16 protein-coding genes and 1 pseudogene are annotated in these 24,092 nt (G+C 59.6%); 12 read left to right on the top strand and 5 right to left on the bottom strand.

The genetic code is table 11. The annotated features are described in order from the left end of the window. The first annotated feature begins 26 nt into the window (after positions 1-26). The 7 genes from QRN70_RS12075 (at position 27) to QRN70_RS12045 (ending at position 5,613) form a co-directional block, all read left to right on the top strand. Positions 27-1,202 carry an MFS transporter gene (locus tag QRN70_RS12075; protein WP_285417929.1) on the top strand — a complete coding sequence of 392 codons (1,176 nt, stop codon included), beginning with the start codon at positions 27-29 and terminating at the stop codon, positions 1,200-1,202. Between the two features lies 1 nt (position 1,203). Beyond that, positions 1,204-1,878, top strand: coding sequence for an HAD family hydrolase (locus QRN70_RS12070; RefSeq protein WP_285417927.1), 675 nt, complete (start codon positions 1,204-1,206; stop codon positions 1,876-1,878). Beyond that, positions 1,875-2,513: a YdcF family protein gene (locus QRN70_RS12065; protein ID WP_285417925.1), complete on the top strand. Its 639-nt coding sequence runs from the start codon at positions 1,875-1,877 to the stop codon at positions 2,511-2,513. Before QRN70_RS12070 ends, QRN70_RS12065 begins: the two co-directional genes overlap by 4 nt. 26 nt (positions 2,514-2,539) lie before the next feature. Beyond that, positions 2,540-3,997 carry an N-acyl-D-amino-acid deacylase family protein gene (locus QRN70_RS12060; protein ID WP_285417923.1) on the top strand — a complete coding sequence of 486 codons (1,458 nt, stop codon included), beginning with the start codon at positions 2,540-2,542 and terminating at the stop codon, positions 3,995-3,997. Between the two features lie 120 nt (positions 3,998-4,117). Further along, positions 4,118-4,486, top strand: a complete 369-nt coding sequence (locus QRN70_RS12055; protein WP_285417921.1) for a glyoxalase superfamily protein — start codon at positions 4,118-4,120, stop codon at positions 4,484-4,486. A gap of 465 nt (positions 4,487-4,951) precedes the next feature. Further along, complete coding sequence (locus QRN70_RS12050) at positions 4,952-5,197, top strand: FitA-like ribbon-helix-helix domain-containing protein (protein WP_285417920.1); 246 nt, start codon at positions 4,952-4,954, stop codon at positions 5,195-5,197. Further along, positions 5,194-5,613, top strand: coding sequence for a type II toxin-antitoxin system VapC family toxin (locus QRN70_RS12045; RefSeq protein WP_285417918.1), 420 nt, complete (start codon positions 5,194-5,196; stop codon positions 5,611-5,613). Before QRN70_RS12050 ends, QRN70_RS12045 begins: the two co-directional genes overlap by 4 nt. 307 nt (positions 5,614-5,920) lie before the next feature. Here the strand turns inward: QRN70_RS12045 and QRN70_RS27775 are convergent, their stop codons facing one another. Beyond that, positions 5,921-6,784 carry a methyl-accepting chemotaxis protein gene (locus QRN70_RS27775; protein WP_420793312.1) on the bottom strand — a complete coding sequence of 288 codons (864 nt, stop codon included), beginning with the start codon at positions 6,782-6,784 and terminating at the stop codon, positions 5,921-5,923. Continuing rightward, a pseudogene (locus QRN70_RS27770) lies at positions 6,779-7,705 on the bottom strand (methyl-accepting chemotaxis protein); the annotation flags it as partial. The pseudogene QRN70_RS27770 and the gene QRN70_RS27775, both read right to left, overlap by 6 nt. 399 nt (positions 7,706-8,104) lie before the next feature. Between QRN70_RS27770 and pmrG the strand changes: the two are divergent. Both pmrG and QRN70_RS12030 read left to right on the top strand, forming a co-directional pair. Next, positions 8,105-8,776 (top strand): lipopolysaccharide core heptose(II)-phosphate phosphatase PmrG, encoded by a 672-nt coding sequence (gene pmrG / locus QRN70_RS12035; protein ID WP_285417915.1) that lies wholly within the window; start codon positions 8,105-8,107, stop codon positions 8,774-8,776. Between the two features lie 26 nt (positions 8,777-8,802). Then, on the top strand, positions 8,803-9,627 hold the full coding sequence (locus QRN70_RS12030; RefSeq protein WP_285417913.1) for a phosphatase PAP2 family protein: 825 nt from the start codon (positions 8,803-8,805) through the stop codon (positions 9,625-9,627). A 64-nt stretch (positions 9,628-9,691) separates the two neighbouring features. Here QRN70_RS12030 and QRN70_RS12025 read toward each other — a convergent pair whose 3' ends face one another. Next, complete coding sequence (locus tag QRN70_RS12025; protein ID WP_285417912.1) at positions 9,692-11,125, bottom strand: ArnT family glycosyltransferase; 1,434 nt, start codon at positions 11,123-11,125, stop codon at positions 9,692-9,694. Positions 11,126-11,194: 69 nt separating this feature from the next. Beyond that, positions 11,195-11,782, bottom strand: a complete 588-nt coding sequence (gene rimJ / locus QRN70_RS12020) for a ribosomal protein S5-alanine N-acetyltransferase (protein WP_285417910.1) — start codon at positions 11,780-11,782, stop codon at positions 11,195-11,197. A gap of 344 nt (positions 11,783-12,126) precedes the next feature. Here rimJ and QRN70_RS12015 point away from each other — a divergent pair, with 344 nt between their 5' ends. Further along, positions 12,127-12,756, top strand: a complete 630-nt coding sequence (locus tag QRN70_RS12015; protein ID WP_285417909.1) for a hypothetical protein — start codon at positions 12,127-12,129, stop codon at positions 12,754-12,756. Between the two features lie 86 nt (positions 12,757-12,842). On the opposite strand, the gene QRN70_RS12010 is transcribed toward QRN70_RS12015, so the two are convergent. Next, entirely contained in the window at positions 12,843-13,226 is a 384-nt protein-coding gene (locus QRN70_RS12010; RefSeq protein WP_285417907.1) for a DUF6124 family protein, read from the bottom strand. An 844-nt stretch (positions 13,227-14,070) separates the two neighbouring features. Here QRN70_RS12010 and QRN70_RS12005 point away from each other — a divergent pair. Continuing rightward, positions 14,071-17,367, top strand: a complete 3,297-nt coding sequence (locus tag QRN70_RS12005) for an STY4851/ECs_5259 family protein (RefSeq protein WP_285417905.1) — start codon at positions 14,071-14,073, stop codon at positions 17,365-17,367. Between the two features lie 9 nt (positions 17,368-17,376). After that, a complete protein-coding gene (locus tag QRN70_RS12000) occupies positions 17,377-23,682 on the top strand; it encodes a DEAD/DEAH box helicase (RefSeq protein ID WP_285417903.1) in 6,306 nt (2,101 codons plus the stop codon). The last annotated feature ends 410 nt before the right edge of the window (positions 23,683-24,092 follow it).

Genomic DNA, 24,092 nt, shown 5'->3' with positions numbered 1-24,092 from the left:
TGGAGTATCCGCCGTATGGTTGACGCATGTATCTAATCTTTTTCGGGTTCTTTGCGGCTGAAGGAATCATCTATCCCTTCTGGCCGACCTGGCTGGATTCGCTGGGTTTCAGCGCCAGTCAGATCGGTTTGCTGATTGCTGCGGCGTACTGGCCGCAGGTGTTCAGCGGCGTGCTGATCACTTATGTGGCCGACTGGCGCGTGGACCAGTTGCGGCTTGCCGCCGCTCTGGGCTTCAGCGCGGCGTTGTGTACGTTGCTGTTCTGTTTCATCCCGACGCACCTGTGGCTGTTCGTTGGCCTCAGTGTGTTGTTCGGCGGGCTGTGGATGGTGGTGTTGCCCTTGTCCGAGGCCTACCTGCTCAAGCGCGATAAACAGGCCTTGCAGAACTATGGCTGGGTGCGGGCGGTGGGGTCTTCGGCGTTTATCCTGACCTCGACACTCGGCGGCCTGCTGTTCGCCCGGTACGGTCAGTCCTGGGTGCCGCTGGTCATCGCCGCGAGCATGCTGCTCACCGGCGTGGCGTGTCTGCGCCTCAAGCGTCAGGTGTCGCGGGCGCAGCTGCAGCCGCGCGGCCGAACGGGCAAGCGACCCGACGGCAAAGCGCTGTTTGCCCACAAGAGCCTGCTGCTCGCGATTGCGGCGGCCAGTTGCATTCAACTGAGTCACACCCTGTACTTTTCCACCGCGTCGATTGGTTGGGGCGTGAAAGGTTATTCCGCGTCCGCCATCGGCATGTTCTGGGCAGTGGCGGTGCTGGCGGAAATCACCTGGTTCGCGCTGTCGAACAAAGTCCTGGCGTATGCCGCGCCGCTGTCGATCGTGATGTTTTCCAGCGTCTGCGCAGCCGTACGCTGGGCGCTGTTTTCCAACAGCGACGCGCTGACGCTGATCCTGCTCGGGCAGTGCCTGCACGCCCTGAGTTTCGCCGCCTATCACGCGGCGATCATGCGCTTTATTCGCGACCACGCGCCGCAGGACATTCAGGTCTTTACTCAAGGCGTCTACTACTCCCTGGCGGTGGCCCTGCCGATGGGCCTGGCCACACCCTTTGCCGGTTACCTGTACGAAACGCAGCCACAGTGGTCCTACTACGTGATGGCCCTGTTTGCCTTGAGCGGAACAGGGCTGGCCTTCCTTGCTCATCAGAAGATGCGAAGCTCAACCCATGGCACAAAAAACGTTTACAGCCGTCTGCTTTGATATGGATGGCGTGCTCATCCAGTCGCGCGAGGTGATCGAATCGGCCTGGACCCGCGTGGCGCGCAAGTACGGGATCAGCGTCGATCAGGCGTTCATCGACGAACATATTCACGGCCGTCCGGGCGGCCATACCTTGCAGCTGCTGTTCGCACGGTTCGACCCGCAGCAGCGCGTGGCGATCAAGGGCGAAGTCGACGCCATCGAGCAGGTGGCGGACTGCGCGCTGGTGCCCGGCGTCGCGGAATTGATCACGCGGCTCAAGGAGCGCGCCGTGCCCCTGGCGCTGGTCACCAGCAGCTGGCGAGCGCGGGTCGAGCACGTTCTGCGGCAACACGCGCTGACGGCGGTGTTCGACAGCATCATCTGCCGCGACGATGTGCGCCGCGGCAAACCGGCGCCGGATCCCTATCGGCTGGCCGCGGCACACCTGGGGCGGCAAAGTGATGAATGCCTGGTTTTCGAAGACTCCGTCAGCGGTGTGCAATCGGCGATCGGCAGTGGTGCCCTGTGCATCGGCATCGGTGACGACCCGACGCTGACCGCGCATGGCGCCCTCGGCTGCCATGCTGATTTCACCAGGCTGCCGGTTGCACTGAGCGGGACGGGGGCGCACGGTTACGCCGACGGCGGGCTGTATATCAGCGGGTTCGATCAGCAGAGGTTTGCCCGGCCATGACACTGACCTTGCAGCACGCCAGCGTACTCTGGACGTTCCTCGCAGCGGGACGTCGGCACCAGCCCTGTGAACTGATCGTGGTGTGCGGTTCCTACGACCTGCGGGTCTGCGACTACGCCTGCCAGTTGCTCAAGGCCGGCGTCGCCCCGCACCTGCTGTTCACCGGCAATACCGGCAACTGGACCCGGCATCTGTGGACTCGCAGCGAAGCCGATATTTTTGCCGAGCACGCGATGGCGCAGGGCGTGACGGCGGATCAGTTCAGCCTGGAAACCCGCGCGACCAATTTCGCCGAAAACATCGCGTTGGCCCGGCAGATGTTTCCCGACGTGCGCAGCGCGACCTTCCTGACCAAGCCCAACTCGATCCGGCGCGTGGCGCTGACCTTGCCGGTGCAGTGGCCGGGCCTGGAAGCCTGGGTGGATGCGCCGGCGTTCGATTTTCCCGCCGAGGTCAGCCCTCTGGTCGGCGTGCTCGGCGTGATCGACGAAATGGTGGGGGATGTGCACCGCATCATGGTTTACCCTGCGCTGGGATTTCAGGTCGAGCAGGCCATCCCCGACGAGGTGCAGGTGGCCTGGCGTTACCTGGTGGAACAAGGGTTCGATCACCATTTGATCAAGGGCAGGAGTTGATGCCGGACTCCCGCCGGGAGACTGACATGCTGTACGACACGCTGATTCGCAACGCCCTGGTCATCGACGGCAGCAACGTGCCCGGTTACCCGGCCGACGTGGCGATTCGCAACGGCCGCATCGAGCGCATCGGCGACTTGCACGATGCCACCGCAAGCGAAACCTTCGACGCCGCTGGCCGGGTGCTCGCCCCGGGCTTCATCGACGTGCACACCCACGACGACACGGTGGTCATCCGCCAGCCGCAGATGCTGCCCAAGCTCAGCCAGGGCGTGACCACGGTGATCGTCGGCAACTGCGGGATCAGCGCGTCGCCGGTCACGCTGCAGGGCAATCCACCGGACCCGATGAACCTGCTGGGGAGCGCCGCCGCGTTCGTTTACCCACGCTTCAGCGATTACCGTGAGGCCGTCGAAGCGGTGCGGCCCACGCTGAACGTCGCGGCGCTGGTCGGCCACACGGCGTTGCGCAGCAACCACCTCGACGACTTGTACCGCACGGCGACGCCCAGCGAAATCAGCGCCATGCGCACGCAGCTGCGCGAAAGCCTCGAGGCGGGCGCCCTGGGCTTGTCCACCGGGCTGGCCTACGCCAGCGCGTTCAGCGCCGCGACCGATGAAGTCATGCAGTTGAGCGAAGAACTCACGGCGTTCGGTGCTGTGTACACCACGCACTTGCGCAGCGAATTCGAGCCGGTCCTGGAGGCAATGGCCGAGGCCTTTCACATCGGCCGGCATGCAACGTCGCCGGTGATCATTTCCCACCTCAAATGCGCCGGGGTCGGTAACTGGGGGCGCAGTCCGCAGCTGCTTGCATCGCTCGAAGCAGCGGCGAAAAACCAGGCGGTGGGCTGCGACTGCTATCCCTATGCGGCCAGCTCCTCGACCCTGGATCTGAAACAGGTCACCGACGCCCACCGCATCACCATCACCTGGTCGACGCCACACCCTGACGTCAGCGGGCGCGACCTGATCGACATCGCCGCCGAATGGAACCTGCCCTTGCTCGACGCCGCCAGGCGCCTGCAACCGGCCGGTGCGGTGTATTACGGCATGGATGAAAACGACGTTCGGCGGATTCTCGCCCATCCGCTGACAATGGTCGGCTCCGACGGCTTGCCGGAGGATCCGTTCCCGCACCCGCGCCTGTGGGGCGCGTTCCCGCGGGTGCTCGGGCATTTCAGCCGCGACGTCGGCCTGTTTGCGCTGCACACCGCCGTGCACAAGATGACCGGCCTGTCGGCCGCACGTTTTGGCCTGCACGACCGCGGCGAGATTCGTCCAGGCAACTGGGCCGACCTGGTCCTGTTCGATCCGGCAACCGTGCGTGACGTGGCGGATTTCAGCGACCCGCAACAGCCAGCCCAGGGTATTGAAGGGGTGTGGATCAACGGCGTCCTGAGCTATCGCGATGGCCAGGCGAATGGCCAGAGAGCAGGGCGCTTTCTCGCCCGCCAGGGTGATTTGCGCGACAACTTTCGCTGACGTTTCGCGCAGTGCGTCACAGTAGTGGCACATTGCAATTAAAGAAAGCCGGCGTCGCGCCGAATTGCTGACATCCACCCCATCTGCACGGTGGGGCCCAAATCAGTCAGGGAGCACCCCATGAGCTTCGGCAAAACCACTCCGATCCTGCGGATTTTCGATGAGGCCAAGGCTGTCGAGTTCTACGTCGACTTCCTCGGCTTCACGATCGACTGGCAGCATCGTTTCGAAGCGAACTTCCCGCTGTACCTGCAGGTGTCGCGAGGCGAATGTGTGCTGCACCTGTCGGAGCATCATGGCGATGCGACCCCGGGTTCGGCGTTGCGCATCGAGACCGATGAACTGGAGGCGTTCCAGCAGCAGTTGCTGGCCAAGGATTACCCGTTCTCGCACCCGCAGATCCAGGCCATGCCATGGGGCAGCCAGGACATGACCATCGCCGATCCGTTCGGCAATCGGCTGGTGTTCACCAACGCCATCAGCCTCTAGCTATCGTTCGATGCCCAGTGAGTCTGACGGAACTCGCCGCGCGGCATCTCGCGCCGGTTCTTGAACGTGCGGTGAAATGAGCGTGTGCCGGCCTGATGCAACTGGCGTTGTAGCGTGCGCACCGAGACGGCGAGATGTCGGTGTCGGCGATCTAGCGCGCGTATTGCAGCCAGCAGCCGAACATCTTTTCCACCAGATGCCGGCGAATCGGCGGTGCGCTCAAAGCGGCACCTGCAGATCGCCATTCAGCAACTGATCCAGGCTCGGGTGTGCCGCTTCGCCTGGATAACGAAGAGGCAATGACCGCCGACTTTGCGCAACTGCTGCCGGAGGATTCGCGTTTTCACGCCGTCGGCATTGCGGCCGCGAGGTGCACGGTAAATCGGCCGTCTGGCAGATTTTCAAATTGCAGCAATTCTGTGTGTTAGCCTGCAATCAATGATTTCATTGATTGCAGGAGGCATCATGGCCAGCATCACCATTCGAAACCTTGATGAAAAGCTCAAGGAGCAATTGCGGATTACTGCCGCTCATAACGGACACTCCATGGAAGAGGAGGCTCGTCTGATACTCGGCCGGGCTTTGGCAACAGTCGCTCGCGCCGGAGGTCTTGGAAGCCGGATACGCAACAGGTTCAGTACTGTCGGCGGAGTGAGCCTCGATCTGCCAGAGCGTGCAGAGAAAGCTGCCGGGGTGGATTTTTCTGAATGATAGTGCTCGATACCAACGTTCTTTCAGAGTTGATGCGCGTTGAACCCGATGCCAGGGTGCTTGCCTGGATTGATGCGCAAGCCGCGATGGATTTGGCAGTCAGCGCGATAACAGTGGCAGAAATACTTCACGGAATTGCGCGGCTGCCTTCGGGCAAGCGCAAGCAAAATCTTGAAGCCCAAGCCATGGCAATGTTCGAAGAGGATTTCGCCGGACGCATTTTTCCATTCGATGCTCATGCAGCGGTTGAGTACGCGACGCTGGTTTCAGATTGCGAATCAAAGGGGCGAGCCGCATCGATGGCTGATTCGCAAATTGCAGCCATTTGTCGATCTCATGGAGTGCCGATTGTTACTCGTAACGTGAAGGATTTTGAGTTCAGCGGGGTTGAGGTAATTAACCCTTGGGTGATCTAAGTGAATGACAGTCGCTGAACTCACCTTGGTAAAAAGCCCTCAGCTGCAAATGGTTTATTAATATTGCGACTGAGGGCTTTTCATTCGACGCCTCGTCCTGAGAGATCAAGTCATAACGTAGAACAGATGCGTAGATAAGTGAGTCAGTCGCGTGGTGCATGGCTTGGTGGGTACTCGTCCCCGTTAAATCCGGCCCTTCATTGCGGGTCGAAACGCTTCATCCAATTGCTGAAGATCGCAATTTCAGGACAAAAAAAGGGCAGCGTTCAGCTGCCCTTTTTTATACTTCGGCTTTCGTATGCAGACTTTACACGCGGAAGTGGCTGACCATCTGCTGCAACTGACCACCCAGGCGCGCCAGCTCGACGCTGGACTTGGCGGTTTCATCGCTGGCGGCGGCAGTCTGTTCCGAGACGTCGCGCACGTTGATGATGCTGCGGCTGATCTCTTCGGCCACGGCGCTTTGCTGCTCGGCGGCGGCGGCGATCTGCTGGTTCATCGACTGGATGTTCGACACCGTGCGGGTGATGTTTTCCAGGGACGAGCCGGCCTTGCGCGTGAGGGCGACGCTGCTGTCGGTCAGGGCGCGGCTGTTGTTCATCACGGCCGACACCTGTTGCGTGCCGTTCTGCAGACCGGCCACCAGGCCTTCGATTTCCTCGGTGGATTTCTGCGTGCGCTGGGCCAGGCCACGGACTTCGTCGGCAACCACGGCAAAACCACGGCCGGCTTCACCGGCACGGGCCGCTTCGATGGCGGCGTTGAGCGCCAGCAGGTTGGTCTGTTCGGCCACGGCCTTGATCACGTCCATGACGCTGCCGATCTTGTCGCTTTCCTGTTGCAGCACGCTCATGGCTTCGGTCGAACGCACCACTTCGCTGGCCAGACGCTCGATCTGCGCGATGGCTTCATTCACCACTTTGTCGCCTTCACGGGCCTCGCCATCCGCGGCGGCAGCGGCTTGCGAAGCTTCTTCGGCGTTGCGCGCGACTTCCTGCACGGTGGCCGTCATTTCGTGCATGGCCGTGGCCACCTGATCGGTCTCGACCTTCTGGCTGTTGACGCCGGCGCTGGTCTGCTCGGTGACGGCCGAGAGTTCTTCGGCGGCGCTGGCGATCTGGGTGACGCCGTCGCGGATGCCGCTGATCAGGTCGCGCAGGGTCACGCCCATGCGCACGATGCCTTGTTGCAGCACGCCGAGTTCGTCGCGGCGGGTGACCGTGATGTTCTGCGTCAGGTCGCCGCCGGCGATGCGTTCGACCACGGCCAGGGTGTCCTGCAGCGGCCGGGTGATCTGCCGGGTGATGACCACGGCGGCGATGATGCCCACCAGCAACGCCAGCAGGGTGCTGATCAGTTGCAGGGTGCGGGCCTGGGCGCTTTCGGCGTCACGACGGTCGAGCTGGATCTGGTACAGCTGCTCGCTCAGGGCGACGATGGTGGTGCCCTGGTCGGTCATTTCCTTGCGCGCCTGCACCGCTTCGCTGTTGGCGTTCTTGTACGCCTGCAAGGCACTGCGGTAGTTGCCCAGGGCGGTTTCCAGCTGACGCAGGGCGTCTTGCTGGCTGTCGGCGAAATGCACGTTCAGCTGCTTGAGGCTGTTGATGGCCACGTCGAGCTGGCCGACGGCTTTCTGTTCGGTTTCGGCGTTGGTGGTGGCGGTGTAGCCACGCACTTCGTAGCGCGCCAGAATAAACGCTTCCTTGGCGGCGGTGATGGCCTGGAACTGCTCGAAACGCTGTTCGCTCATGGGCAGTTGCTGGACGCGGTTGCTGATCGCTTCGATCAGGTTGTACGCCGTCTCGGCATTGGCGCCCATGGTGTCGCGCGCGGTGTTGCCAGTGCGGTACGCGTTGCGCATCTTGTTCAGGGACGTCTGGTATTCGGCGATGGTCGCCGCCTGCTCCTTGAGCAGCTTGACGTTTTCCGGGCTCTTGAATTTGCTGATCAGCGCCTGCTGTTGGGCGGCAAAGCCTTCCAGGGTGGTCTGCACGTTCTGTGCGGCGGTTTCGTCGCCGTTGGTCAGCATGTATTGCAGGCGCACCACGCGCAGTTTGGTCAGGCCGGCATTGAGCTGGGTGATGTCGCTCATCCAGTTGCTGCGGTCAATCAGGCCGCCCAGGCTGGTCCAGCCGGTCAGGGCGAGGATGCAGGTCAGTGCCAGGACGAGGCCGAATCCCAGCCCCAGTTTGAGGTTCACGCTGATGTTGCCGAACCAGCTATTCATCACAATTCCTCCAGAAACGTTGTGTCTCTTGATCGTTGGTTAGGCTGGAAGATTGTTGTTTTTTTGAGCCAGCAAGGTGTGTAGCAGGACTGTATCGGCCGCAATCGCGAGAGCTGAAAGGATTTTGTCAGACAGATTCTGCAAGCGGCCTTCATGCACGCAGCCCAAGACTTTTTTCACATGGGTTTCACCGGTTGCCCACGCCGGCCTCTTTACCCTCGCCGCATCTAATCGAGGTGGTGCATGCCGGTGAGGCGGCTTGATGTGGAACTGCGACTGAATCTGTCTGGCGTGAAGCGCTCGCTCAGCCTGAGTGGCCTGGGCCGATATCGAAATACCTGGGTGGTACTGGCGGCGCTGGCGCTGGTGCTGCCGCTGACCCTGTGGTTGCTGGCACCGGCGGCGGTACCGGATCTGGCGCATGGCAACGTGCGCGGGGCGCAGGCGCTGCAGGCCGGCTGGGACCGGGGCGAGATGATCGTTCTGGTGCGCCACGTCGAGCGTTGCGATCACTCCAAAGCGGCGTGCCTGAGCGGCAACGACGGCATTACCGAGCGTTCGCGCAATGTTGCGGCGGGCGTGGGGGCCGGGTTCGAGCACCTGGGCCTGGATCACGCCGACATCTATAACAGCCCGATGATGCGCACCGTGCAGACCGCCGGTTACATGTTCAACAAGGTCGCCACCGGCGAAGACTGGCTGATCAGTTGCAAGGGCCGCATGTTGCAGGATGCGCTGGCGCACAAGGTGCCGGGCCGCAACCTGATTCTGGTGACCCACAGCGAATGCATGGCGGATCTGGAAAAAACCCTCAAGGTGCCGGTCACGACACCCGGTTACGGTGCCGCGCTGTTCGTTGCCGCCGGCGAGCCGGCCACGGCGAAAGTACTCGGACTCATCGAAGCCTCGGACTGGCGTTCGGTAAGCCTGCAATGAATGGCCCTCTCATCCCAGGACTCAGCATGACGCCCAGCCGCTTTCATCTGTACAACTTCGGCATACCTCTGGCCTGCGCGGCACTGGTGTTCCTGATCTTTGACATGACTCACCTCGACATCACGCTGAGCAATCTGCTGTTCGATCCGCTGACCCAGGTCTTTCCGATCGAGCAAAACCGCTTCTTCGAGCAGTTCACCCACAAATGGGCGCGGATCGTGCCGAACTGGACGGCCGAGGCAGCGTTCATTGGCGCGATGCTGTCGCTGGTCTGGCCGTTGCTCGATACCGCGAAGCGGCCACGTCTGGGCGAGCGGCTCGAGCGCAGTCGGATCGCTGCGGTGCTGCGCTTCACCACGGCGCACCGTCGCGACTTCTGGTTCGTGGTGGTCGCGTTTGCCCTGTGTACCGGGGTGATCCACTTCCTCAAGGCGCACACCAGCGTCTACTGCCCGATCGAAACCACCTTGTACGGCGGCAAAATGGCCCGCGTCGACTGGTTTGAAAACTTCCAGTTGTTCCACGAAGCCGGGGATGGCCGTTGCTGGCCGGGTGGCCATGCTTCCGGCGGTTTCACCATGCTCGCGCTGTACTTCGTGGCGCGCCGTTACCAATGGCGGTATTCCAAGGCGCTGTTGTGGGGCTCGCTGCTGCTCGGGCTGGTCTACGGCACCACCCGCGTCCTGCAGGGCTGGCACTACATGTCCCACACCTTCTGGGCCGGCATCTTCGTCTGGTTGACCTGTCTGCTGACGGCGCTGGCGTTTTACGGACGGGCGCGACTGGCACTGCCGGTGCTCGGCAAACATCAGCGCGCGGCCTTCGCCACGGAGTCGCAAGCCTGCGCCTGATCCCCGGGATCAAAGAAAACCCGCCAGTGACGGCGGGTTTTTTATTGCCCGGGGTTTCGCTGATTCAATAACCGACGAAGTAATACGCCTGGCGCCCGACCAGCATGGTCTTCAGCACTTTCAGCGGGGCGGCGGGTTCGCTGTCCCCGGACATCACCGCTACATTTGTCGGCGCAGCGCTGAGGAAGTCGTGCAGTTGCGCCTCGGTGTCCAGGCCCCTGAGCACACGTTGGGTGTAGAACACGCTGGCACCGCCGACCCGTTCATTGGCTTGGAACAGCGCCACTTGATGCCCATCGGCCTGCAACGCCTGGATGTGTGCGGTCAACGGCAGGAATGACAGTTGTTTATCGGCGTTGGGCAGGGCCCACTGGGCGGCGCCCAGGTAGCTGGCGATCACCAGCGCCAGTACGCCAGCGGCCAAGGCCTGGCGGTGACGGGCGATCCAACCGCTCAAACCGTGTTCGCGACCTTTGAGTTTTTCCCACAGCACGCCCGCGTATTCCGCGGCGATCACGGCAGCGGCCGGGGTCATCGACATCAGGTACACCGTGCGTTTGCTCGACGCCAGGGTCAGCATCACGAATTGCGCCACGATCCACAGGCTGAAAAACAGCAGGTAGCGATTGCTCTTCAGGGCGCTGCGAAAGTGCCACAGCCCCAGGTACACGAGAATGTTCCACGGCAAAAACGCTTGCGGCAGCTTCGCCAGGTAGTAATAGAACGGCTCGTAATGCCCGGCCTCGACGAAGGATCCGCTGAAGCGCCCGACACTGTTGGTCAACAGCACTTCGCCGACCGCGTGGGCACCGCCGCGCTGATAGAGCACCACCAGCCAGATCAGCAGCGGAATCAGGCCGACCGCGGTCAGCAGGGCGGGGCGCAGCCAGTCGCCGACTTTCAGGCGCCGATCCAGCAGGTTGTCGACCAGCAGATACGCGAAAATCACCACGCCAGGCATTGCCAGGCCGAGTACCCCTTTGCTCAGGGTGGCGATGGCAATACCGACGATGAACAACAGGCTGTTGCCGGGCGTCGATGCGCGCTGCGCCTGGAAAAATGCCAGCAGCGCCGCCGTGACCCCGAGCGCCAGCAGTGCATCCTCGCCGACCCCGCGCACGTTGCTCCAGTAACTGGCCATGGTCGCCAGCAGGATCCCCGCCGTCCAGGCGATGGCTTTTGGACGTTCGAAGCGGCGCAGCATGCCGTACAGCAGCATCACGCTGAGCAATCCGGCGACGGCCGAGGCCAGGCGCACCGCCCAGGGCGACACGCCGAACACGCGCAGGGCGCCGGCGTCCAGCCACAGGCTCAGGGGTGGTTTTTCCAGAAACGGTTCGCCGAACAGACGCGGGGTCACCCAATCGTCGTCCAGATGCATCTCCATGGCGATCCCGGCAACGCGGGCCTCGGTGGAGCCTTGCAGTTGATGGTTGCCCAGCGCGAAGAAAAACAGCAGGGCGGCAAGCAGAAACAGGGAAGTGGCGGCACGCGGCATAGGTTTCAGGCAACCGGAAGGAGCGGAAGCCGCGAGCATACTGCGCCATTGCTTAACAAATTGTGAAACTCAGCCCAGTCGTCGCGACCAGCGTTGATCCGGTGTCTCGAACTGCGGGTTGACCAGCGCGGTCAGCACATGATCCTGCCAGCGCCCGGCGATATTCAGGTAGGCCTTGGCGTAGCCCTCGCGCTCGAAACCCAGACGCTCGAGCAGGCGCGCGCTGCGCTCGTTGCCGGGAATGTAGTTGGCCATGATCCGGTGCAGGTTCTGGGTATCGAACATGTAGGCGATGCCGGCTTCCAGCGCCTCCTGCATCAGGCCCTGACCCTGCCGGGCCGCGTCGATGTGATAGCCCAGGTAGCACGCCTGGAACGCGCCGCGAATGATCCCGCTGAAGTTGCACGCCCCGATCATCTGCTGGCCATCGGGTGTCAGCAGCGCAAAGTGCACCGCCAGCCCGACCTCGAACGCACTGGCCTGCACTTCAAGGCGTCGGCGAATCTGCTCGGTGGAAAAGTAGTCGCTGGTGCGGATCGGCGACCAGGGCGCGAGGTGACGTTGATTGCGTTGGTAGAACGCGCTTTCCAGCGCGGCCTGCTCCGGGGACAGCACGGCGAGCGTCAGACGTTGGCAGGGCAGGGTCAACAGCGGCATCGGGCGCTCCGGATCGCGGGTTTGACCGACAGAATTGCCCGCCCAAGTGGAAAACACAAACCGCTGGCAAATCGCGGGCAAAAAAAAGCCCGCGGGAGAGCGCGGGCGAACCGTAGTTTCTTGAATGAGCGAACGGACTGTACAGGGTTGGCGGGCGCGCAGCTGTGAAGAAAAATTCATCTCGCGCAGCGTTTGCTGGCCAGATAGCGTCGCAGTCGAATCGGTCGAATGATGTCTATGTGATATCATTTTTCGGTTTACCTATCGCTGTTGAATGCTCCAGGCCGCAACGTCGTGTTGCTTGCTCGGAGTCTGCCGATCCGTTTTTTAATTTGAGCCACTTCATGAAAGCGTTTTTCCGATTGTTCCCGCTTGCGGCCCTGTTCAGTTCATTCAGCGTCGCCGCTGCACCGTCCCCAATTGTGGCGTTTGCCGCCTGTGACGAGCATTCGCTCGCCGTGGTGCAGTCGCCATTGTTCAAGGCGCTGGTGCCGAGTTCGGTGGAAAACGGCCAGATCAAATTGTCCGGTGGCACAAAGTCTGAAATGGGCCAGCGCTGGATGTTTGCCAAACCGGTCGAGGTTGCAGGCCTGGCGCTCACCGGATTCTTCGCTGAAGACATGGAGCTGATGGGCACTCGCATCGTCGCCTGGGGCTTCTATGCACAACAGGCGCCGAACGAGCTTCATGCCCAACTGGAAAACGCTGGCGGCCCACGCCTGGACAAGGTTCATGGACTCTTCGCGCGGGCGGAAATCTGGAACCACGGCAAATCCACCTGGCTGCCGGAAGATCCTGCGGCCACGGCCGGCAAACTGGTGGTCGACAGTGCAGAGCGCGTGTTGATGATCGAGCCGGCTCCGCAAGAGCTGAGCAAGACCAGCCAGGGCATGTACAGCTGCTCGATCCAGGGCAAGGTCAATGAAGCCATGCTCAAGACCAGCCGCCCCGACCTGATCAGCGCGACGCACTGAGTCGGGCATCGAGTCAGCGAAAAGGACGCCATCCTGTCGTCCTTTTTTCGTGGCGCGAGTCTTCCGCCAGCGCCGCCCACACGGCCTCAATGACAGCGAAACGGCTTCGGTTCGGCCGCGCATGCCTGCAGCGGATCCAGCTTGCCCAGGGCACTGTTGACCAGCATCTCCGTCAGACCGGTCAGATGATGAATGGCCACGGCCTTGCTGCGCTGTTCACCCTCCAGACCGATGGCGAAATCGAGCGTCATGGCGTTGAGCGACGCCAGGTTCTGACTGGCATGGGCGAGCAGGGTGGCGAGATCGGCATCAGGACGCACACTGAAAATCTGATTGACCGGAATGATCCGGTTCCCGGACCTGCGCACGCTGTCCGAACGCCTGACGACCGTACGACGCTCGGCAATCGTCACTGATTTCGATTCGGCGATCATCGGATTGTCGAACGGATTCGGTTCTGGTTTTTTCATGACAGTGCTCCATGTTGTGGTTGCTCCCTGCGTAGCGGCAGGTCAATGCCGTTCACCGCAATGCGGCGAAGACTGGAGAGTATCCGCACGAACCAGCGCCCACCAGTTCATGGAAGTCGACAGGTTTTGAGTGAAATGTCCTAGGACGGGGCGTGCCCATGGAGGGGGGGCGAGCGCGATCGCTTAATGGGTATCCCCAGATGCGACAAAGCCCGCGCTTGGCGGGCTTTGTCGGGAAGGATTGGGGCCGGGGTAAGTTGAACGCGCTACTCAATTTAATGATTGTAATAGATTTTTTCAGTTTAGAAATTTCACTGGAACACTCTTTGGAATACCCACCCAGCGCGTTTGCCCAGCAGGGTGATTGGTGAGACCGGGTACAACGCTGAGTCGTCCCAACCATTTTAATCTACCGCCTTCCGCCAGTGTTTAGGTGGGGTACGGTACAGTCATAACGCCACCAACACTTTTCACCGAGCAGCGGGGGTAGGGCAACGGCCACGTGCACTGCAGCTGATCTGCGCGCGCTGTATTTCGCGTTTTATGGATACCGCGCCAATGCTTTGCAGTGCAACTGATCGAGGTTTGTATCAAAAATCTAGACGTATCAACCGCAGTTGCTTAGGGTGTGGCCATTCAATATCGCGCTTTCAGGGAATGAAAATGGAATTGAGCGTCGACGAGGTCGTAGGCGCTTTGGAGCGAGCGGGCTTCCGGCTGATCTTTTGACCGGCAACAATGTATTCCGCTTGACCCATCCAGCACACACTAAGCCCCTCTGTGTTAAGCGAGGTGTTGGCTAAAGCGGCACTGTTTCGGCGCCCAATTCTAAAAGGGATTTTCGATGGCTCAGTTGGCAGTTAACCATCTACCAGCCAAAGCATGGCTGACCGAATTTCTATTCACTCGCGTCTTGTTCACAGGTCCTACTGGTCAGCCGCTCTATAGCTACCATGTCACGGAGGACGAATATGCCGGGCTGGCAGCCATGCTGAAAATGGCGCTTACAGCTAATAGCCCGACGCAGGAGCTGTATGTGGCGGCTTGTTTTTGTCTATTTGTCAGCGAAAATTACCGTCGCCATTACGATGGCAATTGGTCGTGGCAGGGGGCTGAGTCTCGTATAGGCATAACCCTCACACCGGCGCAGCATGCCAGCCTGACCGGAAAGGGCTTAGGTTACTGGAAGCGGAAAGTGCGCATCCGAGACCAAGGTCGGGATTGGCTGGGCACATTGTTTACGGAGGGTGGACTGCCTTGGCCGCTGCTCAGCAGCGAGTCCCACGGATTTGGCCGAGCGGTGCGCCGTGGTATCAAGCACTTTTACCGTACCGAGGGGCACCGGCGCACCACCGCTGATCTGCTGGCCGACTTTGAAGATGGGCTGCCGCTGTCGTTCCGCAATCTGGAAACTCGCACGTTGCTGGCTGGAATCGTCGATCAACTGATGACGCTGGTTGATCGTTACCCTATCAAGGACGAGGTTGATCCCGCGGCCTATCTGGATCGAGTTGATCCCCATTGGCACGAAGCCTTTCCCATACCGTTGGACGAGACCAACGCCCGTCATCTGCTCAACGAGTGGCTACGTGACGCAGGCATTAAAAGGCAGGAACGCAAAGAGGCGTTAGCCAAAGCACGAGCGTTTACCTGCGAACACATTCAGCAGGGACAGTTACCGCACTGGACAATCTTGACAGAGCTTAATCTGCCCCCAGAGACTTTACTGCCGATCAATCCATCCTCACTTCGTAATACCCGCCTCGAGCTGGCTTATTTCGAAGGTGAAACCCTGCTTGAGCGGGGGCCTGCTGTTTATGCCCAGCTGGCGGAGAAAGCAGTAAAGATCCGCTTTGCCAATGTGCAGGTTTCCCTGCGGCGTCGATATCTGAACAAACCCGTGAGTTTGCGGGTTATGGAAAGCGGTAGCACCATCCACACCTTCCTATTCGAAAACAGCGCTCTGGATTATCAGGATGTACCGCTGGTGTTCGAGTGCCGAGCGGATCGTTGGCATCTAGTAGGGACATCCAGCTGCAAGCTCGCCAGCAGCAAGGTTAGGGTACGAGTGCCCGAGAGTTTTACCTTCAGTGATGCACTGGAGTCGACCGTACCGGTGCTAACTGACGTCGAGTCCGGGCAATGGATCGAAACCACTGGCAACCTGATTCTCAGGGATGATGCTGAGCGCTACGAGATATGCCTTTCGCAGCCTGGCGGCGATGTTGCGCCTTTAATGTTGACGGGGGTTTACGCGCTGTTCGAATGCTCGCCATCTACCGTTTATCTGGGCTGGCCCACCTTGGAGTTGGCCGAAGGTAGCACCTGGCGAAGGGATGAATTGATCGAATTCGCCAACGGCCGGCCACTCGATCGACGCAACGCTCTAGTGTTCGGCGCAATCAACTATATCGTTCGCAGCCGTAAAGGAGAAACGCTGCTACGGCGCCGATTTGGTGTGTTGCCCCGCGGCTTCGAGCTGGGGCTATACCCTGCTTACGGCCGCCGTCCGGCCAGGTTACAGGTCAAGAACGCCGATAACCTGTCTTTGCATGTAGCGGGTGAGGGATTGCTGTGCTCGGCCAGTCAGGGCAGCTACCAGATGGAGCTGAGCGGCCAGCATTGTCCGCAGGCGTTTACGTTGCAGATCGGCCCCGCAGCGGGTCTATTGCACCTGCGTTTGCCCTTTCCTTATCAGGGTGCACGCCTGCTTGGTGTCGACGGCCAGCATACTGCAGTGAAGACTTTGAACCTTGCCGAGCTGACTGGGCACCGGTTGCAACTAAGCTCCGGTCTGCCACAAGGACAGATGTTCTATCTGCAATTCGAACTTATGTGCCGAGAGCAGTCTCACCCCAAAAGGGTCTTCGCGGTACGCGTTGGTCAGATGCCGATGGTCCTCAATCTCTTCAGCTATGTCGCTGACCTGCAAACTATGCTAGCTGCAGTTGATGAGCAAGATGCCTATGTACACTTGACGGTAGAAACCGAACAGTTACTGATGCAATTGGACATCAGAAGATACGGTGGTCGAGTGTTGATGGAGGAGGCCAGCGCTTTTTACGTATGCGGAGTCGATGGCACCGATATCCTTGATGACGCGCGTGCCGAAGCCATGCTGCTGTCGGACCCTAAGCAAGCTCCGTTGCAATTGGTTGAAAACACCACGGAAGGGGTCGGAACGGGTCGCTTCGCTATCCCTCAATCGATGCTGATTGATGGCCCTTGGTTGATCTACCCAGGCAAGGATTCACCGATTCAATTCCGCCCCCAGCTATACTTGCCTGCGTCTATGAGCGTGCCCGTCGATTTGCAAGTGCGTTCATTGCACCGTGCCGCACAAGTGTTCCATCCGATCCACCGTCCGGACGTCATCGAAGAGCAGATCCGCGCGATGGCGAATGATTTCGCTCACAGTGGTTGGCAATACCTCGCGGACTTGAAGCGCCAATACGCTCACTTGCCATTGTCTTCATTCGAAGCCTGGAAAGCCTTGGCTAAAAATCCTCAGGCATTAGGGCTGGCGGTATTCCGACTGGAAATGGACGAAGCCTTTTGCGCTCGCATTGCCGATGAGCTGGCGCTGATGTGGGAAACCATACCGTTGCCCATGTGGGCCTCTGCTTACCAGATATTTGCTGAGGGGCTCAAGTTGACAGGCCTGCCGTCTGAGCATGTCGAGCGGCTGGTGAAAGATCGTGCGATTGTATTGCGCTACATCGTTTCCGGCTTTGACTATGTAGGCAATTATCTGGGTACCGGTGATTGTTGTGAACTCAGGCGCTTGTCGGCCGAAGATATCTTGCCAATGTGGTATCAGGACTTGCGCCGTCTTCATGCGGCTAACCTGGACTGGCCGAACGTCCTTGGGGAGGCATTGGCCCATTGGGTGGCCGAGCAACCGTTGCCACTCCGCGTTAAGGCTATGAGCCTGGCCGAGTTTACCGACGCAGTGACCTATCTGCCTATCTTCATGGCTTACGTAACGGCCGGCAAAGCCTCGGTCAACGACCTCTGCATACCGACGGCCTATTTCAAGTTTGCCGCGCGTTGGCTAGCTGATTTTGATCGGCATGGCTGGTTCAACCCTGTTCATGCACTTACCGTTTCCTACCTGCTTGCTGCCCATACAGATCGCTAAGGAATAGCCATGCGTAACTTCTCTGAGCTTGTCGAGCAAACCCTGGATCGTACGCGCGAAGCAACCCTCGGCGTATTGGGAATCAGCGATGGAGGTCTGCGGCGTCATTTGCACCAGAGTCTGTGCAACGAACTAGGGGCCGATGGCTGCATGCTGGCCCCGCCCGTGTTCGAGCATACTTTTGGCTGGCACGAAGCCAACCTGCAGCTGCAGGATCTGCAAGCAGAGAAGCTTCTCAGCGCTGAGCTACTTGAAACTCTGGCGACGGCGCCTGCTTATGTTTTTCCAAAAACAGCGCGGCCCTACGTCCATCAGGTGCAGGCTTGGCGTTCACTCCTCAATGAGAAACCTCGTTCGGCAATCGTTACCACGGGCACTGGTTCTGGTAAAACCGAGTGCTTCATGGTGCCAATCCTGGAGGACTTGATTCGTGAATATCAGCGCAGTCAGCAAGCGTTGGTTGGCGTGCGCGCGCTATTTCTCTACCCGCTCAATGCCCTCATCAATTCACAGCAGGAGCGTCTGGACGCCTGGACCCAGCGCTATGGCGATAACATCCGCTTTTGTTTGTATAACGGCAAAACTGCGGAAAAGGCGTCGTCCAAACGCAATGAGCAAAAGCTCAAGCCGAACCAAATCCTCTCTCGCGAATTGCTTCGCCGCGAGCCTGCGCCAATTCTGATGACTAATGCGACCATGTTGGAGTACATGCTGGTCCGTCAGGTTGACAGCCCCATATTGGAGATCTCGCGCGCGAGCCAATCGTTGCGCTGGATCGTCTTGGACGAGGCACATACCTATGTGGGTTCGCAGGCCGCGGAGCTTTCGATGTTGTTGCGTCGAGTGGTGCACGCTTTCGGCCGAAGCCCGGAGCAGCTGCGCTTTGTTGCCACATCTGCAACCATTGCCGGGGCTGAAGCCACCGACCGGCTGCGCCGTTACCTGGCTCGTCTGGCTGGGATTGCGGAAGAGCAAGTGGATGTCATTGATGGTTCGCGTAAATGGCCCGACTTGCCTGAGGCTGGCAGCCAGCAAACTTTGAGTCTCGCTGGGCTGCAGGCCATGCAGCCTGCAGAGGAGACTTCCAGCGAGCGCTATCAGGCGCTGTGCGCACATCCGATAGCCCGACAACTGCGCCACGCTGTGGTCAGCTCAGGAAAACCGCTCGGGCTCAATGACCTCGTGGCCGAAGTTGCCGATCAGCTCGAGAGCAAGGAGCGCGTTGGGCAGCAGCGTGAAGTGTTGCAGTGGCTGGATGTGCTGACTGGTACACGGCCGGCTGCCAAGCAGCCTCCCTTTCTCAAGTTACGTATCCACATGTACCAGCGCATGCTGCACGGGCTCTGGTCATGTATCGATCCGCAATGCAGCAGCAAGTCCGAGAATCTGCGTGACTGGCCTTTCGGCAACGTATATGTGTCGCAAAAGACAAGATGCGCATGCGAGGCCCCGGTCTACGAGATAGGCTTCTGCGAGGAGTGCAAGGCGCCGCACCTCTTGGCTGAGGACCGGAATGGAGAGCTGTTGCAGCCGCGGGCTTACGCTGGCGACGAGTTTGCGCTGAACGACGATGATGCTGGCGCTGATGATGGCGACGCAGGTGGTACTGGCCCTTCGAAACGAGTACGAACTGCTGCGCAACGCGTTGTAATTGCTGGGGGTAGTACGCTTGCCAAGCCGTTTCACCGCCAGCCGCTGGATCTTGTCAGCCTTAAACTGGGGACGGTCAATGCTCAGCGACCTTTGTCCATCGCGTTTGCGCTGGAAGGGCGTGAGCCAAAGGGCGGCGAGCCGGAACATTTCTCCTGCTGCAGCGTTTGCGAACACGCAAAGTCGGGCACCAGTCGTTTTCTGCGAGGCGCCTATCTAGGCGCCCCGTTCTATGTGGCTAACGCCGTCCCCACCTTACTGGAGTTTTGCCCGGATCCGGAAAAAGCTGACTCGGAGGGGCGCTCCCCTGAAGAGCTGCCGGGCCGTGGTCGTAAGCTGATTACCTTTACCGACAGCCGCCAAGGCACAGCGCGCATGGCGGTACGCATGCAGCAGGAAGCAGAGCGTTCGCGGCTGCGCGGCCTGGTGTTCGAGACCTTGAGAAACGCCCAGGCGAAAGCTGATGCACAGCCGCAGGACGTGCCAACTGCCACCGCGGAAGAGTTGCTGACTAAAGCTATCGAGCTTGAAGGTTTCGGTTTGGCTGCCGCGGCTGCGGACCTTCGGCAAATGGCTGCAAAGATGCAAAGCGGCGTTGCTGCGGCGTCATCTTCCGTTTGCCTAACGTGGTCTCAAATTCTTCATGAGTTGGCTTCCGCCAAGGATATCGACCCTTTCATCATCAAGTACAATCGCCACGCCAACCCGGCATTGTTCGATGGCCATGAGGGCGGCCTGACCATGGCGCGGCTGTTGATGAGCCGTGAGTTCTCCAGAAGGCCGAAGTATCAGAACAGTTCCGAGACCCTGGGCCTTATCAAAGTGGGCTATACGGGCTTGGAAAAGGTCGCCACTACGCCATCACACTGGACGACTACGCAGGCTTACGCTGCCACTGGTCAGACCGAGGCGCCCCGCACTGCCTTGACCCTGCAAGACTGGCGCGACTTTCTGCATGTGGCGCTGGACTTCTTTGTGAGGGAAAACACGTTCATTCCCATGGAAAACAAGCTGCGTCGCTGGATGGGCAGTCGGCTCAGTCCGAAGTCACTCTATGCACCCACCAGTGATGTGCAGGAAAGCAGCAATATCAAGAAATGGCCACAGGTCAAATTGCACAGCGCACACAGGCTAGTCAAATTACTGGAAGCCGCTACGGGACTGGACCGTCGCCACCCTGGCGATGCCGATACGATGAGCGGCTGGTTGGAGGGGGCATGGGCTGCGTTGGTGGGAGCGCAGATTCTTGAAGGCTCCGACACCGGCCACCGGTTGAAATTGGAAACTCTCAACTTTTCACTACCCACCAACGCCTGGCTTTGCCCTGTTACCCATAGGCTGCTGGAAACTACGTTCCGGGGGCTCACCCCTTACTTACCACGAACCATGGGTACGCGTAGTTATCGCTGCACGCGGGTCGACATGCCAAGGTTCGCTATGCTGGGCGCCGGCGCCAGTGCTCAGTCGAAGCAACAGCAAGTTCGCAAGCTAGTCAACGCCGACGCCACCGTTGCTGACTTGCGTGAGCAAGGACTATGGAGCGACATTTGCGATCGCACGCTGGAGGGCGGTTTCTACTACCGCGTTGCCGAGCACTCAGCGCAACAGCCAGCTGAATTATTGGACAAATATGTCGAATGGTTCAAACGTGGCGATATCAATGTGCTGAACTGTTCGACCACCATGGAAATGGGTGTGGACATTGGCGGTATCTCAGCAGTGGTGATGAATAACCTCCCGCCTCATCCCGCCAATTACCTGCAGCGAGCTGGTCGCGCTGGCCGTCGCGATGAAGCGCGAGCCATTGCCTACACCCTGTGCAAAGCCGACCCGCATAACCAGCGTGCATTTGCCAATCCCAAATGGCCTTTCGTGACCGCAATTCCTGCACCGGCAATTACCTTGAGTTCGACCCGCATCGTGCAGCGCCATGTCAACTCACTGCTGCTGGGCATTTTTCTGCGAGCGCACAGCAGCGCCGACGGCGATCGCACCAAACTGACCTTGCATTGGTTTTTCGGCACAGACGACTCGCCCTGCCAAACCATGGTGGGCTGGCTGCGGGCATGCCCGGAGGAGTTCACCCAGGCCGTTCGACATCTCGTGGCGGGTACGAGCCTCGCTGGGCGGGCAATGATCTATGTGGTGGAGAGCACGCTAGGCGCGCTCAAGGCTTTGGAGCATCGCTGGCTGGACGAATACCGCAACCTCAACGAAAAAATTCAAGGCGCCAAGGACGAGGCCTACAAGCGTGCGCTCACTCTCGAGAAGCAGCGCCATGAAGGTGAGTACTTGTTACGTGACCTCGCTTCGCGGGCCTTTCTGCCAGGTTATGGCTTCCCGACCGATGTGGTCACGCTCAAGACCTACAACATCGAGGACTTCGTGCAAAAGCGCAACGAGAAAAAGGAAAGCCGCGAGGACAGTTTGGCCAGCAGTCGGGAAATGCCATCTCGCGGGTTGAACATCGCTATTCGCGAATACGCACCAGGCGCGCAAATCGTAATCGATGGACGAGTGTTCCGCTCGGCCGGAATAAGCCTGCAATGGCATGCTAACGGCGAGATCAACGAGGCACAGAAATTCGATCTGGCCTGGCGCTGCCCGGAGTGCGGGAACAGCGGCATGATCGAAAACGCTTATGCCAACAGTGACAACGTGCGCTGCACCTACTGCAGTACCTTGATATCGGCCGATCTACGTCGCCGCGTGCTGCGTCCCGCGGGTTTCGTAACCGATTTTTATGAAGAAACCACTAATGACGTCAGCTCACAGAAATTCATCCGCGTTGAGGACCCACGTATCCAGCTGAGTGGGGAGAGCAGTGCATTACCCGATCCTCGTTGCGGATTCTTCCACTTCGGTCACGGCGGCACCGTATTCCACCATTCCTCTGGCGAGCACGAGCAAGGGTATGCCGTGTGTCTGAGTTGCGGGCGGGCAGGGTCAATGCTTCCGGGAGCGGAGGTGCCGCCTGGTTTGCGCGCTGATCAAATGCATCGACCGGTCGGCGGTCTGGCGGGCAGTCGCAAGGACAAGGATTGCTCCGGCGCGGCGGTCACTCATCACGTACATCTCGGCTACCAAATTCATACCGACGTACTTGAGCTTTATCTGCGTAATCCATTGACCGGCCACTGGTTGCCCGACTCGGCTGATGGCCGCGTCATCGCCTCGACTCTGGGCGCAGCGCTGCGAGATGTTATCGCAGATCAACTAGGAGTCGTCAGTACGGAAATGGGCTTCAGCCATCGAGTCGATCGCGACCGCGAAAGCCGTCAGGGCAGAGCCGTGATTCAACTGTACGACGAGGTCAGCGGCGGCGCAGGCTTTGTTCTTGAGGGGCTCAACGACATTACCAGCCTGCTGAAAAAAGCCATGCAGCGCCTTCATTGCCCTGCCGATTGCGAAACGGTGTGCTCGCATTGCCTCGCCGGCCAGGACAGCCGAGTCGAACGGGAGGAACTTGACCGGCGTCTTGCCTTACAGTGGCTGCAGGATGCCGCCTTGATCGACCATCTAGGTCTGCCCCCTGTGTTCGATCCAATCCCCGGCGCGCGCTATTGCCCGGTCGGGCCCTTGCGCTATCTTGCCAGTGCACTCAACAGCCATGAGCAGGGCGCCGCCCCCGCTCGGTTGCTGCTGTGTCTGCAGGGAGACCCACAGGAATGGGACTTGGACAACCCGCGTTTCAGGCAGCAGGTACTCACCTGGGCAATTTCCGATGGGCTCAAAGTGACCTTGGGCATAGCTGTGGACTGTGCGCTGCACTCCGACCAGAAAAGCGTGCTGCTGCAACTGGCGCGGATGGGCATAGACCTTACCGTACTGCCCAGAAGCGACGTGCCAACTCGTTCGCTTCTGCTTGCTCAGCTGGAGACTTGCAACCTTTGCCACAGCGTCTACGCGAGCGAACAGTCCGCAGCACTACCGGGGGCCAGTTGGCTGAGCGGCCAAGGCGACATCACCTGGGTTGCTACCAGCGCGGAGTCAGCAATACAAGGGCAGCCCCTCAGCACCAGCAGATGGCAGAGCGACAACCAGGCGGCACGCATCGTTGAAGTCACCGCTGAACTTGATGGGCCGGTCAACACGTTGAGTAAGCGTCTGGCCGTCTTGATTGAAGACAAAATGCCAGAGCTGTCGCAGTTGCTGGCAAGCGATCACGCGATGAGCATCAGCTACTCCGATCGTTACCTTAAATCGCCATGGTCGTTGATGTTGTTTACTGGTTTTCTGAAGTTGTTCGAGGGGCCGGAGCTCAAGACTATCTCTTTGGCCACTCTGGCCGTCGGTAATGGCCCAGCCAGCACATTGATGCATCATGATTGGCAACGAGCCGAGGATCAGAAGGCGCTCATGGTTGATTGGTTGTCAGAGCTGGTCGGTATCGAACCCCAGCTTACCTTGGAGCGTAATAGCCGTGACGTGCTGCACGGCAGAGCCTTGACGGTTACATGGCAATCGGGACGGGTCAGCCAGATTCTATTTGATCAGGGCATGGGCTATTGGCGGCCACGCATGCCTTACCGCGATGAGCTGGAGTTTGATTTCCAGGCGCCTGCGCAGCGGCAGATGGATGATATGAGCGAGAAGTATTCTCGGGCGCAAATGCAGCAAGGTGGGCAGTGGCCGACCTTTATGAGCTGGAAGAATAACGTCTAGTAGGGGGCGTCACCTGAGTCTGGGGTGGCGTTCTAGTTATTGGGGCGATGGGTGGAAAAGATTATCTGTCAGGCGTATTGATCCAGTCGGCTATCGCCCGGCGAAGAGCGTTTTTTGGAATCTCTCAAAATCATGAATAGTAGCTCTGTAAGTGGGAACCATCTATACCTCGCCCTCCGAGCCCAAGGGAAAGTTTTCGTGGACGTGCAGGCCCTTGAGGACTCGATCTTAAATGGCGAGGCGGGGTCATCGCTGTATCAGCTCATGGCGATTTTACCAGGAGCGCGAATAATTGCTGCGTAAACTTGCTTCTCATGGATGATGCTTGTTGAGCTCAGTCTCTATCAGGATTCGAGATCGAAGTGTAGCCGACGGCTTTTGATAACTACTTCCATCCCTGATTTTAAGGT

The sequence above is a fragment of the Pseudomonas sp. efr-133-TYG-5 genome, from assembly GCF_030209175.1.
In the GTDB taxonomy this organism is placed as follows: domain Bacteria; phylum Pseudomonadota; class Gammaproteobacteria; order Pseudomonadales; family Pseudomonadaceae; genus Aquipseudomonas.
The sequence above is the reverse complement of the archived record's forward strand: the minus strand, read 5'-3'. Positions and strand labels throughout refer to the sequence as shown.

Bases quoted from the DNA above. Each gene is read 5' to 3' on its own strand.
- QRN70_RS12075 (WP_285417929.1), top strand. From the start codon at position 27: ATGTATCTAATCTTTTTCGGGTTCTTTGCGGCTGAAGGAATCATCTAT.
- QRN70_RS12070 (WP_285417927.1), top strand. From the start codon at position 1,204: ATGGATGGCGTGCTCATCCAGTCGCGCGAGGTGATCGAATCGGCCTGG.
- QRN70_RS12065 (WP_285417925.1), top strand. From the start codon at position 1,875: ATGACACTGACCTTGCAGCACGCCAGCGTACTCTGGACGTTCCTCGCA.
- QRN70_RS12060 (WP_285417923.1), top strand. From the start codon at position 2,540: ATGCTGTACGACACGCTGATTCGCAACGCCCTGGTCATCGACGGCAGC.
- QRN70_RS12055 (WP_285417921.1), top strand. From the start codon at position 4,118: ATGAGCTTCGGCAAAACCACTCCGATCCTGCGGATTTTCGATGAGGCC.
- QRN70_RS12050 (WP_285417920.1), top strand. From the start codon at position 4,952: ATGGCCAGCATCACCATTCGAAACCTTGATGAAAAGCTCAAGGAGCAA.
- QRN70_RS12045 (WP_285417918.1), top strand. From the start codon at position 5,194: ATGATAGTGCTCGATACCAACGTTCTTTCAGAGTTGATGCGCGTTGAA.
- QRN70_RS27775 (WP_420793312.1), bottom strand. From the start codon at position 6,784: ATGGGCGTGACCCTGCGCGACCTGATCAGCGGCATCCGCGACGGCGTC.
- QRN70_RS12030 (WP_285417913.1), top strand. From the start codon at position 8,803: ATGACGCCCAGCCGCTTTCATCTGTACAACTTCGGCATACCTCTGGCC.
- QRN70_RS12025 (WP_285417912.1), bottom strand. From the start codon at position 11,125: ATGCCGCGTGCCGCCACTTCCCTGTTTCTGCTTGCCGCCCTGCTGTTT.
- rimJ (WP_285417910.1), bottom strand. From the start codon at position 11,782: ATGCCGCTGTTGACCCTGCCCTGCCAACGTCTGACGCTCGCCGTGCTG.
- QRN70_RS12015 (WP_285417909.1), top strand. From the start codon at position 12,127: ATGAAAGCGTTTTTCCGATTGTTCCCGCTTGCGGCCCTGTTCAGTTCA.
- QRN70_RS12010 (WP_285417907.1), bottom strand. From the start codon at position 13,226: ATGAAAAAACCAGAACCGAATCCGTTCGACAATCCGATGATCGCCGAA.
- QRN70_RS12005 (WP_285417905.1), top strand. From the start codon at position 14,071: ATGGCTCAGTTGGCAGTTAACCATCTACCAGCCAAAGCATGGCTGACC.
- QRN70_RS12000 (WP_285417903.1), top strand. From the start codon at position 17,377: ATGCGTAACTTCTCTGAGCTTGTCGAGCAAACCCTGGATCGTACGCGC.